Consider the following 15,542-nt stretch of genomic DNA (forward strand, 5'->3'; position numbering starts at 1 on the left):
GCGAAGGATCCGGAGCAGCGCATCGGCGACGGCGCGACCGCCGCCGTGATCCTGAGCACGCTGCGCGCCGCCGGGGCCTCGGCCCGCGGGGCCGCGCTCGAGCGTCCCGAGGCGCTCACCGCGAGCGAGCGGCGGCTGCTCTCCGTGGACGCTGCTCGGCAAGGCGAGCACGTTCGTGGCGGTGTTCCTCGGGGAGATCGCCGGCGTCGAACTCGAGGGCGAGGAGAGCGCGCTGCTCTCTGCGGCCCGCGCGGACACGGAGACCATGGGGCGGCAGATGCGCCGCGCCTGGGAGGACTTCCTCGCCGCCGAGACGTCGGCGCACCCCGTCGTGCTCGTGCTCGAGGACCTGCACTGGGGCGTTCTGCCGACCGTGCGCTTCGTCGACGCGGCGCTCGGCTCGCTCGGCGAGCGGCCGTTCCTGGCGCTCGGGCTCGCGCGCCCCGAGGTCCACGAGCTGTTCCCGGCGCTCTGGGGCGGGCGCGCGCTCAACGTGATCCACCTGACCCGGCTGCCGCGGAAGGCCTGCGAGCGCCTCGTCCGCCACGCGCTCGGCGACGGCGTGGACGCGGAGACCGTGGCGCGCCTCGTGGTCCACGCGGACGGCCACGCGTTCTACCTCGAGGAGCTGATCCGCGCCGTGGCCGAGGGGATGGGCGACGCGCTGCCGGAGACGGTGCTGGCGATGGTCCAGGCGCGGCTCGCGGCGCTGGACGGCGAGGCGCGCACCGCGCTTTCTGCCGGTCCACGTGGTGACGGACGCATCGGCCATCGCGCCGGAGCCGATCGAGATCGCGCTGCCCAACGGGCGGGTGGTGCGGGTCCGGCCGGGCTTCGACCCGGCCACGCTCGAGCGGGTCCTGGCGGTCGCGGCCGAGGAGACGCCGTGCTGACGCTGCCGCCGTCGGTGCGCGTGTACATCGCAGCCGAGCCCACAGACCTGCGCAAGAGCTTTGATGGGCTGTCGGCCTTGGTCTCTCAGCGCTTCGGAGCCGACCCGCTCTGCGGGCATCTGTTCGTGTTCAGGAATCGGCGTGGTGACCAGGTGCGCGTCTTGTCTGCCCGCCGATCTGGCGGACGTGCGGAGCAAGCTCGAGCAGCTGGCGGCCGCCGGGCAGCTTCCGGAGCTCATCGAGCTGGTGCTCGGGCTTCTGGTCCAGCTGCGCGACAAGAACACCGCGCTCTCGGCGAGGCTCGCGAGCGCGCTGCGCGAGCTGTACGGCCGCAAGAGTCAGCAGGTCTCTACCGAGCAGCTGATGCTGATGTTCGCCGAGCTCGGGGCGGAAGCGCTGCCGGGGGCGGCGGGCTCGGAGCCCGGCGCGGACGCTCCGCCGCAGCCGGAGCAGGGGCTGGTGCCGCCACCCCCTGAGCCGCCGAAGCCACCGCGAGGACGGGGTGGGCGCGCCCCGCTCCCCGAGCACCTGCCGCGTGAGACGCGCGTGGTGCCCGTCCCTGAGGCGGAGCGGACGTGCCCGCAGTGCGGCTCGGACAAGAAGTGCATTGGTCATCGTACGACCGAAGCGCTCGAGTTCGTGCCGGCGCAGTTCAAGATCATCGAGGAGAAGCGGGAGAAGCTCGCATGCCCGCGCTGCCCGGAGCAGGGCGTATCGACGGCGGACAGCGAGAAGGTGATGGACCGAGGGCGTCCGGGACCGGGGCTGCTCGCCAGCATCCTTGTCGAGAAGTTCGAGGACTCGATGCCGCTGTACCGGCAGACGCAGCAGTACGCGCGCTTCGGCGTGTCGCTGTCGCCGTCGACGCTGGGAGACTGGTCCGCGTTCGCGCTCGATGTGCTCGCGCCCGTGGCCGAGAGGCTCGGGGAGCGGGTGCTGGACTCGTTCTATCTGCGCGCCGACGACACGGGGATGCGGGTGCTGGATCGAGATCATCCGGCGGGGGTGAAGCGAGGCCACATCTGGGCCTTCGTCGGCGCGGATCTCGTGGCGTTCCTGTACGCACCGGACTGGAAGGCGAAGCATCCTGCCGCGCTGCTGCAGGGCTTCACCGGCGACTTGCAGGGCGATGGGTACGCGGGCTATGGCGCGATGCTCCGCGGAGGCGACGACGGCGAGATGATCGTGCCCGAGGAGCGCCGGCTCGGCTGCGGGATGCACATCCGCGCCAAGTTCGAGAAGGCGGCCAAGGGCGGCGACACGCGAGCGGCGGTGGCGCTCTCGTGCTTCAAGGTCATCTACCGAACCGAGGCGACCTGCAAAGAGGAGGCGCTCTCCACGGCGGCGCGCCTGCCGCGCCGGCAGGAGCGGTCGCTCCCCGTTGTCGACGAGCTGTATCAGTGGATTCACGAGCTGCACCTGCGGCTCGTGCCAGGCACGCCGCGGGCTCCGACAAGGGCGCTCAGCGCCTGGCCATCGGTTACACGATCTTCGGCACGTGTCGGATGCACGGAGTCAACCCGCTCGCCTGGGCGACAGACGTCATCGGCAAGTTGCAGGCGGGCTGGCCGCGCGATCGGCTGGACGAGTTGCTGCCCGACGCCTGGGCGACATCGTCGCGCGCGACTCCGAGCGCCGGCGACGCCGACACGACCTGAACAACGCGAGCCTCGGCCGGCGACGCAGGCGGATGCCGCCCCGCCGGGCCCTCTGTCAGGACCGCTGTGCCCGCAATGAATCGTGGGCCGACGCCGCCCCGCGCCCAGCATCGTCGCCCCCGGCGAAAACCGCAAGGGGCCGTCCCCATGGCGATGGCCGGGTGGCTACGGCGCGCCGCCTCGACCAGGTGGACATCGACGCGGCCGCGCCGCCCTCGACCAAGTGGACGTCCGCACGGCCGCTCCTGACCCCGCGGCCGCTCGTCTGCATGGCGCTTCCCCAAGCGAGCGGCATCCTCTTGCGGGATACAGTCGACCTACCACCTCAGCGACGGCGCCGGATGCCGAGGACGACCGCGGCGCTCTGCCGAGGAGTACGAGCAAAACCACGCCGACCCACACCAAATCCCAGGGATCCGAGCTAAACGACACGGCCCACCGCGCCGCACGCGGCAGGTCACGCTCTTCTTTTCATCAGGCAGCGCATCCTTTCATGAGCCGGCCCTTCCGGTCCGCCGGAACGTGCGGACCCCGCCGCGGTGTTCCTCGACGCCCCGGCCCCGCTATCGTCTAGGGCGCCGTGTACGTTGGCGCGATCGCGAGCTCGCCGGCGTTCAGCGCCGCGACATGCCCGAGCTCGACACAGGTGGACGGCGACGGTCCTGAGCTCGCCGGCGCTAAGCGCCGGTGTCCAGTCGCCAGCGCCCGACGTCCCCCTCGACCCGTACGGCGGCCCCGACGCCGCCGGCGTCGTCCTCGACGTTGCGGCCGCGGCGCCTGCTCCGGCGACATATAGGGCGACGCCCACGACGCTCCAGACTAGGCCGGATAGTTCTCGACTATGGCGACCAATCACAACAAGAATCAGGATGAGCACAGGGGTTCGTCGCAAATCGCGTCGATCCTCCACCATTACAAGCAAGCGCTGATTCAGCGCTGGGCCCGCCTCGTGCTGGACGATCCGGGCGTGCCCGAAGCGGACAGGCCGAGCGAGCCGGAGTTGATCGACCCAATCCCGAGCCTGCTCGACTGAATCATTGAAACTCTCGTTCGACCTGATGTCCAGGCAGATGGGGGGAGGGCCACGCCGTCGATTTGTGCACGACGAAATGGCAGGACTCGTCAAGTCACACCGCCGGACGCAACGGCTTCCCATGCGACTGAAGCATCGAACACCATGGCTATATATCCAGCAATGATACGGATGTGCGGTCGTCCCGAACATCCAAAAATTGCGACTCGTCCAGCTCATGGCAGCGGACGGCGAGGTCTCCGGGAGCAGGCTACAGCCGGCGGTTCTCTCGGTGTGGTATGAGCGGATGCACTAGCTTGAAGACAAGATGGTCCAGCAGTCGACGCAGATGCTCGAGACAGTTGTTCGGCAATTTGCGATGAGCATATGAACATCAAATGTTGACGAGTTGGACCATGAAAACGGGTTTCGGCGCTTGACGTCTTGTTGGCCGCGCCATAGTGTTCGATATCGTCATAGGATCGCCTTTTCTCGATGGCGAGAGAGCCTGACGCACTTTGGGGCCCTCATCTATTGGGCGAGCCGGAGGTTCAAACGTGCGCGCATCGGAGCCGGACGTCGTCGTCGTCGGAGCAGGCATTGCGGGAGTCGCCGCGGCGACCTCCCTGCGCCGCGAAGGTGTCGACGTCTTGCTGATAGAGCGCGAAGAGACGCCCTCCAGCCGATTCCATGGCGAGATGATTCAGCCCTACGGATTGTCGCTTTTGTTGCGCCTGGGCATCAGCTGCTTGGACGACGCGACGCGACGGATTACGGATTACCGATTTGTCGATTGTGATGCAGACGGGCGTCGCTGTGACGGGCTGACCGTGGCGTATCCGGCGGGGACGTATGCGGTCGCGCATCGCAGTGAAAGACTGATCGAACGCCTGTGGACACATGCCGCCGCAGTTCTCGGTGATCGATTTGTGCGAGGCGCAGAGATACGCGCAGCCGACAGCGGGTCGATAGACGTAGACAGGCCCGAGTTGCTGATTGACAGCGCCGGCGCGCCTCCTCGCCGGGTCAGCCCGCGCATCGTGATTGCCTGCGACGGCCGGAATTCCGCGCTGCGTCGTCTCGTCAGCGGACGTGCACCGGTGCCGCGGTGCTCGGTGGCTGGCGCGCCGCTCGACTTGATTGTCGGCGGTGAAATAAGCGTCGGAGCGGCGGACCCGCGAACCGTCCACGTGATGCGCATTGGGAGCGCCGGGACCTTCTCCGTCTTCGGCTTGGATCAAACATCCCAGCGTGTCTACTGGAATACACCAAGTGACAAGGGAGGACCGAGGGCACTTCGAGACCGCTTTGTCGAGACCTTCGCTATGCTCCCCCCACCCTGGCGTTTCACCGGCTTGGGAAGCCTAGTTCGCGCCATGCCCGCAGAGACGCGTTGGAACGGCCCGCCGGTTCGCGGACGTTGTTTCTTTGCGGGCGACGCAGCGGCGGTGACGACGCCGCTCGGCGGACAGGGAATGACGTGTGCGCTCGAGCACGTGACCGCCCTCCTTGGCATGTCCATCTTCACCGCGGCTTTGACCCCGGCGCGGCTCTGGCTGTTACCGAGCAGGCTGCTTGATGGCCGGAAGATCCGGCTCCGTGATGGCCATCGTCGACCCGGATCTCCGCTCACCGCGATTGCAGCGAGGCGAGGCACCGGGGTGACTGCGGTGGTCGCAGAGCGCCGGTGCGTTCAGTCGGTGTGGAGGGGGAGGCGGTCATCGCCGTCGAGGACGGCGTGGTAGCGAGCGAGAGCGTGGTCGAGCCGATCGAGGTAGTGGAGCACGACGTCGACGGCGTAGAGGCGAGGGCAAAGCGGATCCGGGTCGCTCGGGTAGGGCGCGGTGAGCGCGTCGCGGGCGAGCGCGAGGGAAACGACGAGGGCGGCGACTGCGCTGCCCTCGACGTCACCGCGCCGCGTGTCCCCCTCGGCCAGGGGGGCGGGGTTCATCCGGGCTCCTCTGCGTCCAGTTGCAGGATGCGGCTGAAGACATCGCGCTCGACGAGCTTGCGCTTCTTGCGCGCAGCGGCTCGAAGAGCGGCCGTGGCGAGTCGGTCGGTGTCGCGCAGGCTGCCGGCGGCCGCCTCGTGCAGCATCGCGATCGCGTCGGTGGTGAAGAGCTCTTTCGCGCAGCCGACTCGGTTGAGACGTACACGCAGATAGTCGGCCGTATCGTCCGGCGTGAGCGGATCGATGGTCAATCGGTAATGGAGGCGCGAATACAGGGAGCGATTGCGGCGCACGCGGAGCCGCTCGCCGAGCTCGGGCAAGCCAAGCAACACGAGCGAAAGCAATGCGCGGCTATCCCAGGCGTAATTAAGGAGTATGTGAAGATGATCGAGTGTATCCTGATGAAGTAGATGGGCCTCATCGAGGACGAAGACCGGAAATACTCGTTCCTTCGCGAGTTCCTCGACGTGCGTGCTGACCGCGTAGAAGACGTCTCCAGCGGTGCTGCAGCGCGCGAGACCGAGCGCCAGACAGAGCTGGCGATAGAAGTCCCGGCGTCCAAGCGTCACGTTGGCGCAGTAGGTCAAGCGAAACGTCTGCGGCGAAAGGGCATGACGGAGCGCGCGGAGGAGACACGTCTTGCCAACGCCTGGGTCACCAGCGAGGAGCACGCTCTTTCTGGCGTGCACCGCTTCGATGAGCATCTCGAGTATCGCCTGCTTGGACGGAGGGAGCCAGAGCTCGCCGTCTTCGACCTCCTTTGAAAATGGCTCTGCGGTGAAGCTGAAGTAGCTACAAAAGTCCATGGTCATTCCTCCTCGCCATCGCGGGGCGTTCGTCCGAGAGCCTTGTCCAGAAGCGTTTTCGGCGGGTCGAAGGGCACCCGCGCCTCGTGCGCGACATCAAGGTTGCAGGCCGGCCGCGGGCGACGGGCGTTCTTCACCGGATCGACCCGGTGCAGGGCGAAGCGTTTGCCCTCGTGTTCGATCCAGGGCGGCTCGTTCGGCGTGACGAGGCACCGCGACACCGTGACGAGGTGGCCGGCGAGGAAGCCGAGATCGGTCTCCCAATCCTCTCCATCCATCGAGAGCGTGCTGTCGCGTCGGACGCGCCGACGGGCCTGGGTCGTGAGCGCGTCGCGGAGCTTCCGCTCGTCGAGGTTGTCGGTGACGTGGGGATACCCCTCGTACACCTGCGCGGGGGATTTGCCGAAGAGCGCCGCGTGCGGTGTGCGGTGGTAGTGCTCGTCGACCCAGGCGTAGAGCCGGACGTTGAGGTCGTGCAGCGAGCCGAGCGCTCCGGTGAAGTCCACGCACCTCTCTCGCAACGTCCTCCAGAAGCGCTCCATCTTGCCGCGCGCGGGGGCGTCGTACGGACGGGCGTGGATCAGGGTAGTGCCGAGTCGCTCACACGCCAGGTGCAAGGTGTGCCCGCGGTAGGTCGAGCCGTTATCCAGGTAGAGGGCGTCGGGAGCGCCATGTTTGCGCAGTGCTCGGATGAAGAGCGCCAGCATGTCGACCTCCCGCTCGGCGCTCATCGCCTCGATCGCGAGGATGTACCGGGAGGCGTCGTCGAGCAGCGCGTGGATCCGCACCGGCGCCACGCTGCCGCCAACGAGGATCGGTGACACATGACACACGTCGCCGTGCCACAGAGCGCCGGGGTGCTCGGCCTGCCAGCGCAACCGCACCTTGCCGCCCGTGCGATCGCGCAGCGCGACGCGATCAAGGCGGTGTTCGGCGTACAGGCGTCGCACCGTGGTGGCGGAGATGGCCTCCTTGTCGATCCGGCCCGCCGCGATCAGCGTGTCGAGGATGAGCGAGACCGAGGCGCTCGGGTGCTCTTCTCGAATGTCGAGCAGCATCTGCCGTTGCTCGGGGGTGAGCTCGCGCGCCCGTCCCTTGTCCTTGCGGGGCTTGGGACGCAAGCCTTCGAGACCTTCGGTCTTGTACGCGTAGTACCAACGCTCGAGCGTGGGGACCGAGTAAGTGCGCGGAGAATGGGCGCGCGGTGGGCGAAACCGCTGTTTGCTCAGGTCGGCGAGCGCTTCGGCGAGCTCTCCCCGGTCGAGCTCGCGGTGCATGAGCGAGCCGATGATCTCACTGCGATAGAGCGCTACCGCTTCCGCGTGGTCCTTCGGCTTGAGGGGGTCTTGCACGTCGTGTCCTTTCCGGACCGGTGACACCGCACCGGCCGCACAGCCATCCAAGCGCAAGGCGCTCCGCCGACCGAGGATCCAGCCGGGTGGAGCCCGACATGAGCCCGAGAAGCGGGCCGCTCGCCATCACGCAGCTCGCGCGGCGCCGGCCATGACGGCGGCCTCGAGGACCTCGGCCGCAAAAGGCGCCATCGCGACGAGCGTCATCGCGGCCCGCTCGGCCCGCTGCCGCAGCGAAGCAGCAAGGGGACTGGGGCGGACTGACGGAAAGAGGCGCCCCTGGTCGATGGCGCGTAACCAGCGCCGCACGGTCGCCCAGCTGTCGGCATCGAAGCTGGCAGACCAGGGGCTGACACGCCGCCGCACCTCGATGAGCGCTGCACTGGCGATGCCGACGAGCAGCAGGGCCAGACCGATCGCCGTCGCGGCGAAGTGCCGTCGCGGTGCGACGCCCCGCGGTACGACCGTGATCGTCGCGCCGCAGCGGCGGCATCGATAACGGCGCACCTCGATCGTGACGAGCCCGCCGCGCTCGCCGGCAGCCAGCGGCCCGCGTACCTGCCGGGACCGCGAGCCGTGACCCCACAGCCCCAACCCGCCCCCCAGCGGGCAAGCCGCGGCACCGCAACGCGGGCAGCGGGCTGGCCGCGCGCGATCTACGGTGGGCGGTGAAGCGAGCCAGCCTTTGACATCGAGGTCCAGATGGACGATCTGTTGAGGGCTCCGCTCTTTCAAGCGATTCGGAGCACGACGGGAGGGGGCACGCGGCCAAACGAGCTCCTCCCGTCGCCTATTTTGTGGCCCGCGCCGCGCCGATGCTCCGCTCCTGTCGCTGACCTACCCCGTTCGTGACGCGGACGGGCGAGGAGTCGTGCTGGTAATTTTCGGGAGACGAAGGGAATGCGCGCTCCCTCTTTTCCTGTGCACCCGCATTCGACCGACGCGATCGTGCTCAGGAGGAGCTACGCTGAGAATTTGATCGAACGCGGCGCAATGCATCGCCGGAGAAGGTCCTGGCAGCTTGCTGCCCCCGGACAACGTCGCCATCGACCATGATCCGCCTCGGCGATGGTGCGCTGCGGTGAGCCGGCCGCCCCGCCATCAAAGAGCTGGCTCGACAAGCGCATCATCGGCATCAACGACGGTGCTCAGTAACACTCTGGCGAGCGCAGCGGGAATACGCTGCTGCGGTGGCGCGCTCCTATCAGCGCGCAAATGCATTGAATTTCGTTCTGTACCACGTCTTCTTCTCGCGAGAGCGGTTCGTCCAGCGGATCTCGCGGAATGTGGTCAGGCGTTGGGCCATCGATACATCCCTGGCCGACCTCGCGGGTCGGCTCTTTTCCGGAATCGATGCCCGTGGTCCCACGGTGTCGGAATTTCTTCGTGCGTTGGGAGTGCTCAATTCGCTACGCCTCTCGCGGTCAATTCTTGCGACGCCGCGACGTGAATCTTGTGACACTACCCCAGGGGCCACTTCAGCCCGGCGCACGCTCCGCTCATGCGTGGGCATCACCATGTCTGCACCGGTTGGTGCGCCCATGCACGCCATCAATAGATCGAATCAAATAGGAGTGAGTGGAATGAATGCGACCGCCCATTCCCCGGAAGACTGTCACAGACTGTTTGTGACGTACGCCCAAGCACGCGATCTCGACGGACTCGTGAGCCTTTTCGACGACAACGCGCTTCTCGTCGTGCCCTCGGCAAGCCTGGATGTCGCGGCGGCGAAGGCCGCGCCCGAGGTGCGAGGTAAGGAATCCTTGCGCGACAACTTGAATACATTCCTCTCCCGGAATCCGACGTTCGTTATCGATGACACCAAAGTCCACCAGACCGGCGACATCGCTTTGGTGAGCTCGGTGTGGAGGGTGGAAGGGGAGCGACCCGGTGGCGCGAAGCTGCAGATGGCCCACATCAACAGCTCGGTGATGCGTCGGCAGCCGGACGGCTCCTGGTGCATCGTCATCAATTGGACGGCCGTAGACGAACGCGGCTCGTGCGCATAGAAGTCATCTGAAGGTCTGCTCCATGGGCATGACGGCTGCTGTTTCGCCTGGCGCTCGAGCCCTTCGGCACACGCCCCGCCTTCGGGTGCGGCGTGTCGCCAACCTTCTTCATAACGGAGCCACCCGCGCAGCCCACTACCGGCACGTCATGCCGGTGTGCTACGAGCGCGTCACGAGCATATACACCCGGATTTGGGGAGAATCGTTCCACTTCGCGTCGTTCCGGCCGGGAGAAACCCTCGCGGAGGGTATCCGCTCCAGCGAAACCAAGCTCGCGGATGCGGGGGAATTGGGGCCCGGTAAGTTCTACGTGCCGGATCGAGCCGCGCTCTTCGGGCAATGCGCGCGTGTGCTTCGATCTGGAGGAAAGTACGTCGCCCATGACTGGTTCATGCGCAACCGCCTCGACGCCGAGGAGCAGCGCGGGCACATCGCGCCGCTCTGCCGTTTCCACGGCATCCCCGGCCCCGGCTCGCTGTCGGCGACACGATCGACGCTGGATGCCACCGGGTTCGATACGCTTCATTTTTGCGCCATTGCGGAGGACAGCGGCATCCTGCGGAAGTGGAAATTGATCGAACAGCGAATCGTCAATGGACTTCGCCGATATTCGCCGAAGCTGATCCCGCGGACCCGTCGGACGCTCGTGGACGGCGGCTACGCGCTGCTCGACGGCATCCGTGCCAACGCGTTCGTGATCGCCTGCGGCATTGCGGAGAAAGGAGAGCAGTGATGACAACGCTGGTCACGGGGGCGACCGGCTTCATCGGCGGCAATCTCGTCCGACGCTTGGTCCGAGACGGCCACCGGGTCCGCGCGTTCGTGCGCCCGTCCGCCGACACTTCGGCGCTCGACGGCCTACCCGTTGAGCGAGTCGAAGGAGATCTCCGATCACCGGCCTCGGTGAGCGCTGCGCTGAGCGGGTGCGAACGCGTATTTCATTGCGGAGCGAAAATCTCCGTCGCCAGCCGGGGCGCCGAGGTGATGCGTGAGCTCTTCGAGACGAATGTCCTCGGGACCATTCATGTGGTTCGGGCCGCGCTCGCCCACGGCGTCAAGCGCGTGGTGGTGACGAGCTCGCAGAGCACGGTCGGCATTATCGACGACCAGCCCGGGACTGAGCGGACGCCGTTCGATCCCCTGGAGCGCCGGCTACCGTACGCGCTTACCAAGAGTGCAGCGGAGCAGGAGACTTTGCGCGCGATGGTTGATGGTCTCGACGTGGTGATCGCGATCTCCACGACTGTCGTCGGTGCTGGCGATTTCCGTCCGTCGCGCCTCGGTCGCGCGATTCTTGAGGTTATGCGTGGTCGGATGCGCGCCTACATCCCGGGTGGAATCGAGTGCGTTACAACCGACGACATCGTGGACGGGCATGTATTAGCTATGGAGAAAGGCCGGAGAGGGCAACGGTACATCTTCTCGTCCGGGTTCCTGACCATCGACGACATCCTAGACGTGGCCAGCGAGACGAGCGGCTGTCGAAGACCCTCGCTACGGTTCCCGCCCATGGCGATCGCAGCGCTGGCGCGTGCGTGTGATGCCCTGATGCTGCCAGATATCGATCGCCCATTCACCTCGGGCGCAGTGAGCCTCCTGCGCAGCGCACGCCGGGTCGACTGCATAAAGGCGGTGAGCGAACTCGGGTTCCGTCCATCAGATCCACGGGCGGGAGTCGCCGATGCGTGCTCCTGGTTCATCCGCCGTGGCCTCGCACCGGAGGCGGTGCGCCTGCCGCGGGCTCACCAGACAGATACCCACCTCGGGAGGCAAGAATGAGTTTCCACTATCAGCCCCTTCTGGCCGACCACGCGAAGCCGCCGTCGTTCGAGGAAGCGCGGCTCATCCGCCAGCAGGCGCGCGCCACCGGCCTGCATCCAGACTACTGGTACCCCGTCGCGCGCAGCGGCGCCGTTCGTCCCGGTCAGGTGATCAGCGTACGGTTCTGGGGTCGGGACATCGCCATCTTTCGTGGCGAGGACGGGCGCGTCCGTGCGCTGGAGGACCGGTGTCCGCATCGCGCCGTCAAGCTGAGCCTCGGCAATGTGAACGCGAACGACCTCGTGTGCGGTTATCACGGCTGGCGGATTGGGGAGAGCGGCCGTTTGGTAGGTGTCGGCCACGAGCTGTTCGGTCGCCGACTGCCCGTGTGCGGAGTCGATGCGTTCCCTGTGCAGGAGAGGCACGATCTGATCTGGATCTTTCCTGGAAACGCATCAAATTCCTCAAGCCAATCGATCCCCGCGATACCAGAGTTGGAATGTGAGCATCCCTGGCCCTGCGCACGGATCGACATGGTGTTCCGAGCGCATCATTCCATCTTGGCCGAGAACATCAACGATTTTACGCACGCGTATCTGCATCGCAGATACAATCCTTTCGTCGGCGCGACGATCGACAAGTGCGAGGAGATCGGCGACAAGGCGCATATTAGCTACGCGACGCTGACTGGGCAGGGGCGATTCTCCAAATACTTCGTTGACCGCTCCCGGTTCGCGACGGATCGTACGGATCTGTCCTACGAGTACCCGCATCATTTTGCCAGCACGCGCGGACTGATCAAGAGCTGGGCGTTTGTTCTTCCCATTGATTCCCGCACCACGCAAGCGTTCTTCCTCTTCTACTTCGGAGCCATCCGGCTCCCGCTGCTGCCCTTCCAGTCTCCGCGATGGCTGACGAACCTGATCATCCAGAGCGGCAAAAATCTGACCATCCGTCCGATCCTGGAACAGGATCGGATGGCTATCGAGGCCGAGCAATGCGGATACGAACGCCACTTTGCGATGCCTGCGCTCGAGCTGAGTCCGGCAATTCTGCTGATCCAGCGCCTAATGATCCGGAAGTGGAAAGAATATGTCACGGGTGCTGCCGCGCCGACGGAGAGCTCGGAGGAGACGCCATGACCCAACGATTCCCTTTCTCTCCCTATCCAACCGGCTGGTACCGGGTTGCCTATACTGACGAGTTGCGCGTGGGGCAGGTAGTGCCTCTGCAGTATTTTGGTAAGGCGCTCGTGCTGTTCCGCACGACCGATGGCCGAGCGCATGTCCTAGACGCCCACTGCCCCCATCTGGGTGCGCACCTGGGCATAGGTGGGACGGTCGTCGGTGAAACGATCCGATGTCCGTTCCACGGCTGGCGATTCGACGGGAGCGGCAGGTGTTCCCACGACGTGCCGTGCGCGAAGGTTCCCGGCTGGACGGTCGAGGAGATCAACGGCGTCATCTTTGCCTACCACGATGTGCACGGAAAGGCGCCATCGTGGCATGTTCCGCCCCATCCCGAGCTCCATTCGGCCGACTGGACGCGCATGCGCGTCATCGGCCGTTGGCGTGTCCGCACCCACGTCCAGGAACTCAACGAGAACGGGGTCGACCTAGCGCATTACACGGTCGTCCACGGAGTCGCCTTCGAGCGCACTCTCGATGATTCGGTCGAGACCGACGGGCCGCTGCTCACTTTTCGGATGACTCCGCGCTACCGGCAGAAGATCCTGTCGTCATTCCTGCCAGCGGCCCGCGGGTCGCTGGAGATCCGCTACTACGGACTGGGGACGGCATATGCGCGTGTGCACGTCGAATCGGTGGTGAAGGTCGCATTCACAGTCATGACTCTTCTCACGCCCATAGACGATGACCACGTCGACATCCACATGACGATGAGTATGCGGAAGCTATGGAGCCCGCTCGCCACGCGTTGGATGTTCTCGCAGCTGAGCAGACAGAGTGTGGCCGCTCTTACCGAGGACGTCCCAATCCTGGAGAACAAGATCTACCGCAGCGCGCCGCTCTACGGCAAGGGCGACGGTCAGATCGCTCGCTTCAGGCGCTGGGCCACGCAGTTCTACGCAGAAACCGAAAATGAGAGAAAGGCGGTTGCAGATGGCGAACGCTGACCGGCATGCCGTGTCGGCGGCGACGCCGGGAGTCGCGATGCGTCGTGCCGCGCAGGCGCTGATTGCACAGCAGCATCCGGAAGGGCGCTGGGAGGGAGAGGTCATCTGGTGCCCGATGATCGCCGCGCAGTACGTGCTGGCCGCGCACGTGATCGGCCTTCCGATAGCGTCGTCGCGGCGCCAGGCGCTGCTGCGGCAGTTCGAGAGCTCGCGGCTGTCGGATGGCACCTGGGGGCTTTACGTCGAGACCGCGCGCTCTCATGGCGCGCCGCGGTCCTCGCTGTTCGTCACCGGGCTCGTCTATGTCGCGGCGCGGCTCCTCGACGTCCCCCCGGATGATCCGCTGCTCACCCGTGGCAAGGCTTTCATCGACCGTGCGGGCGGGCTGCTCGACATCCCGGCCTGGGGCAAGTTCTGGCTGGCTGTCGTGAACCTGTATCCATGGCACGGGGTGGCACCGGTCCTTCCCGAGCTTTGGCTACTGCCGCGCTGGCTGTTTGCTCATCCCGGGAATTTCTACTGTCACCTGCGGCGTATCTACGCGCCCATGGCGTACGTATTTGCGTCGGGGCATCAAGGCCCGCTCACGCCGCGTATTCTGGAGCTGCGGCACGAGCTCTTCGCACGGCCCTGGACGGAGAACAACTTCGCAGCCGCCCGTTATCGCAGCCGCCCGGAGGATCTGTGGCGACCGCCGACCGTGCGGTTCCGCGCCGTGCGGCGGCTGAGCGTCCTCTATGAATGCGCCGCACCGAGTTGGCTGCGGCGCCGCGCCATGGCGCGACTGCTCGCGTACATACGCTACGACCTGCGTACGACATCGCACACCGCGATTTCGGCGGTGAGCGGCATCATCGACGCCATCGCCCTTTGGCTGAACGATCCAAGCGACACCGACCTTGCCCGCGTCTGGTCGCAGTTCGATGAGATGTGGACATGGATGGACGACGAGAGAGGACTGAGAATCGCCGGTGCGCGAAGTGCCACCTGGGACTCGGCGTTTGCGCTTCAGGCCCTCGAGTTCGCGTGTCACGACGACGCAACGCGGAGGTCGCTGCAAAGGGGGAGGCGCTTTCTGGCAACCCAGCAGATTTTCGAGAAGCTCCCACAGGCTGAGGAATTCCACCGTATCGATCCACAGGGCGGCTTCTGCTTCGCCGGGGTCTGGCATGGGTGGCCTGTCAGCGACTGCACCGCCGAGGCGATTTGCGCCCTCGGGCCCGCTCTGAGTGCGGAGGCGCTGTCGCATGCGGCTGAGTTCATCCTGCGCTGTCAGAACCCCGACGGAGCGTTCGGGACATATGAACCGCGGAAGACCCAGTCAACGCTCGAGTGGTTGAACCCTGCCGAGATGTTCTCGGCCTCGATGACGGAGCATTCGTTCGTCGAATGTACTGCGTCGTGTATCGCCGCACTGCGGGCGGCTCGGGGACGCCTTGACCCCGACCTGCGCGTGCGCAGCGAGAAGGCCGTCCAGCGTGCGGTGGGCTGGCTCGTCGGCCAGCAACGACGGGACGGCTCGTGGCCGGGGTTCTGGGGCGTGCATTTCATTTACGGCACGCTCTTCGGCATCCGCGGTCTTGCCAGCGCGGGCGGTCATGAGAAAGCCGTCGCCCGTGGATGCGAGTGGCTTGTCGCACGGCAGAATCAGGACGGCGGCTGGGGCGAACATCACGACGGCTGCCGGTCTGGCACGTACACGCCGCATCCGGAGAGCCAGGCCATCCAGACCGCGTGGGCACTTCTCGCATTGATCGAAGGAGGCTCCTCCGAACACGCGGCTCTCGACGCTGCGGCGCTATACCTGGCACGCACCCAGTCGATGGACGGGACATGGCCGGAGCAGGATCACGTCGGCGTGTTCTTCCGGACAGCGCTCATCCAATTCCCGCTCTACAGGACATACTTCCCCCTATGGGCCTTGGCCGCCTACGTAGATCGAAGGGGACATGTGTGACGTTGGAGA

General features: G+C 66.1%; 13 protein-coding genes and 2 pseudogenes. 11 read left to right on the forward strand and 4 right to left on the reverse strand.

Translation table 11 applies throughout. From position 1 onward, the window contains the following. Positions 1-749: 749 nt before the first annotated feature. The 5 genes and pseudogenes from POL72_RS45585 (at position 750) to POL72_RS52085 (ending at position 5,308) form a co-directional block, all read left to right on the forward strand. Positions 750-893: a hypothetical protein gene (locus tag POL72_RS45585; RefSeq protein WP_272103189.1), complete on the forward strand. Its 144-nt coding sequence runs from the start codon at positions 750-752 to the stop codon at positions 891-893. Positions 894-913: 20 nt separating this feature from the next. Continuing rightward, positions 914-1,015, forward strand: a pseudogene (gene tnpB, locus POL72_RS52080) (IS66 family insertion sequence element accessory protein TnpB); the annotation flags it as partial. A 13-nt stretch (positions 1,016-1,028) separates the two neighbouring features. After that, positions 1,029-2,551: pseudogene (gene tnpC, locus POL72_RS45590) on the forward strand (IS66 family transposase). Positions 2,552-3,392: 841 nt separating this feature from the next. Further along, the gene (locus tag POL72_RS45600) at positions 3,393-3,584 is read left to right on the forward strand and encodes an RsbRD N-terminal domain-containing protein (protein ID WP_272103190.1); all 192 of its coding nucleotides are present in this window, start codon (positions 3,393-3,395) and stop codon (positions 3,582-3,584) included. Between the two features lie 536 nt (positions 3,585-4,120). Next, positions 4,121-5,308, forward strand: a complete 1,188-nt coding sequence (locus tag POL72_RS52085) for an FAD-dependent oxidoreductase (protein ID WP_373372324.1) — start codon at positions 4,121-4,123, stop codon at positions 5,306-5,308. On the opposite strand, the gene POL72_RS45610 is transcribed toward POL72_RS52085, so the two are convergent. The 4 genes from POL72_RS45610 to POL72_RS45625 all read right to left on the reverse strand — a co-directional run bounded on the left by POL72_RS45610 (position 5,257) and on the right by POL72_RS45625 (position 8,407). Then, the gene (locus POL72_RS45610; protein WP_272097398.1) at positions 5,257-5,514 is read right to left on the reverse strand and encodes a hypothetical protein; all 258 of its coding nucleotides are present in this window, start codon (positions 5,512-5,514) and stop codon (positions 5,257-5,259) included. The two genes, POL72_RS52085 and POL72_RS45610, sit on opposite strands and share 52 nt — an antisense overlap. Next, a complete protein-coding gene (locus POL72_RS45615; protein ID WP_272097399.1) occupies positions 5,511-6,326 on the reverse strand; it encodes an ExeA family protein in 816 nt (271 codons plus the stop codon). Before POL72_RS45615 ends, POL72_RS45610 begins: the two co-directional genes overlap by 4 nt. Beyond that, positions 6,323-7,672 carry a DDE-type integrase/transposase/recombinase gene (locus tag POL72_RS45620; protein WP_272097400.1) on the reverse strand — a complete coding sequence of 450 codons (1,350 nt, stop codon included), beginning with the start codon at positions 7,670-7,672 and terminating at the stop codon, positions 6,323-6,325. Before POL72_RS45620 ends, POL72_RS45615 begins: the two co-directional genes overlap by 4 nt. 126 nt (positions 7,673-7,798) lie before the next feature. After that, a complete protein-coding gene (locus POL72_RS45625; RefSeq protein WP_272097401.1) occupies positions 7,799-8,407 on the reverse strand; it encodes a DUF6431 domain-containing protein in 609 nt (202 codons plus the stop codon). A gap of 848 nt (positions 8,408-9,255) precedes the next feature. Between POL72_RS45625 and POL72_RS45630 the strand changes: the two genes are divergently transcribed. The 6 genes from POL72_RS45630 to POL72_RS45655 all read left to right on the forward strand — a co-directional run bounded on the left by POL72_RS45630 (position 9,256) and on the right by POL72_RS45655 (position 15,533). Continuing rightward, positions 9,256-9,681 carry a YybH family protein gene (locus tag POL72_RS45630; protein WP_272103192.1) on the forward strand — a complete coding sequence of 142 codons (426 nt, stop codon included), beginning with the start codon at positions 9,256-9,258 and terminating at the stop codon, positions 9,679-9,681. Positions 9,682-9,829: 148 nt separating this feature from the next. Next, positions 9,830-10,414, forward strand: coding sequence for a class I SAM-dependent methyltransferase (locus POL72_RS45635; protein WP_272103193.1), 585 nt, complete (start codon positions 9,830-9,832; stop codon positions 10,412-10,414). Next, entirely contained in the window at positions 10,414-11,460 is a 1,047-nt protein-coding gene (locus POL72_RS45640; protein WP_272103194.1) for an NAD-dependent epimerase/dehydratase family protein, read from the forward strand. Before POL72_RS45635 ends, POL72_RS45640 begins: the two co-directional genes overlap by 1 nt. Beyond that, positions 11,457-12,584 (forward strand): Rieske 2Fe-2S domain-containing protein, encoded by a 1,128-nt coding sequence (locus POL72_RS45645; RefSeq protein WP_272103195.1) that lies wholly within the window; start codon positions 11,457-11,459, stop codon positions 12,582-12,584. Before POL72_RS45640 ends, POL72_RS45645 begins: the two co-directional genes overlap by 4 nt. Further along, the gene (locus tag POL72_RS45650; protein ID WP_272103196.1) at positions 12,581-13,576 is read left to right on the forward strand and encodes a Rieske 2Fe-2S domain-containing protein; all 996 of its coding nucleotides are present in this window, start codon (positions 12,581-12,583) and stop codon (positions 13,574-13,576) included. The genes POL72_RS45645 and POL72_RS45650 overlap by 4 nt, the downstream gene beginning before the upstream one ends. Continuing rightward, positions 13,563-15,533 (forward strand): squalene/oxidosqualene cyclase, encoded by a 1,971-nt coding sequence (locus POL72_RS45655; protein WP_272103197.1) that lies wholly within the window; start codon positions 13,563-13,565, stop codon positions 15,531-15,533. The genes POL72_RS45650 and POL72_RS45655 overlap by 14 nt, the downstream gene beginning before the upstream one ends. The last annotated feature ends 9 nt before the right edge of the window (positions 15,534-15,542 follow it).

Source organism: Sorangium aterium (assembly GCF_028368935.1).
Taxonomy (GTDB): domain Bacteria; phylum Myxococcota_A; class Polyangia; order Polyangiales; family Polyangiaceae; genus Sorangium; species Sorangium atrum.

Excerpts from the sequence above, each read along its gene's own strand:
- POL72_RS45610 (WP_272097398.1), bottom strand. The coding sequence starts at position 5,514 with ATGAACCCCGCCCCCCTGGCCGAGGGGGACACGCGGCGCGGTGACGTC.
- POL72_RS45640 (WP_272103194.1), top strand. The coding sequence starts at position 10,414 with ATGACAACGCTGGTCACGGGGGCGACCGGCTTCATCGGCGGCAATCTC.
- POL72_RS45630 (WP_272103192.1), top strand. The coding sequence starts at position 9,256 with ATGAATGCGACCGCCCATTCCCCGGAAGACTGTCACAGACTGTTTGTG.
- POL72_RS45655 (WP_272103197.1), top strand. The coding sequence starts at position 13,563 with ATGGCGAACGCTGACCGGCATGCCGTGTCGGCGGCGACGCCGGGAGTC.
- POL72_RS45635 (WP_272103193.1), top strand. The coding sequence starts at position 9,830 with ATGCCGGTGTGCTACGAGCGCGTCACGAGCATATACACCCGGATTTGG.
- POL72_RS45645 (WP_272103195.1), top strand. The coding sequence starts at position 11,457 with ATGAGTTTCCACTATCAGCCCCTTCTGGCCGACCACGCGAAGCCGCCG.
- POL72_RS45615 (WP_272097399.1), bottom strand. The coding sequence starts at position 6,326 with ATGACCATGGACTTTTGTAGCTACTTCAGCTTCACCGCAGAGCCATTT.
- POL72_RS45600 (WP_272103190.1), top strand. The coding sequence starts at position 3,393 with ATGGCGACCAATCACAACAAGAATCAGGATGAGCACAGGGGTTCGTCG.
- POL72_RS45650 (WP_272103196.1), top strand. The coding sequence starts at position 12,581 with ATGACCCAACGATTCCCTTTCTCTCCCTATCCAACCGGCTGGTACCGG.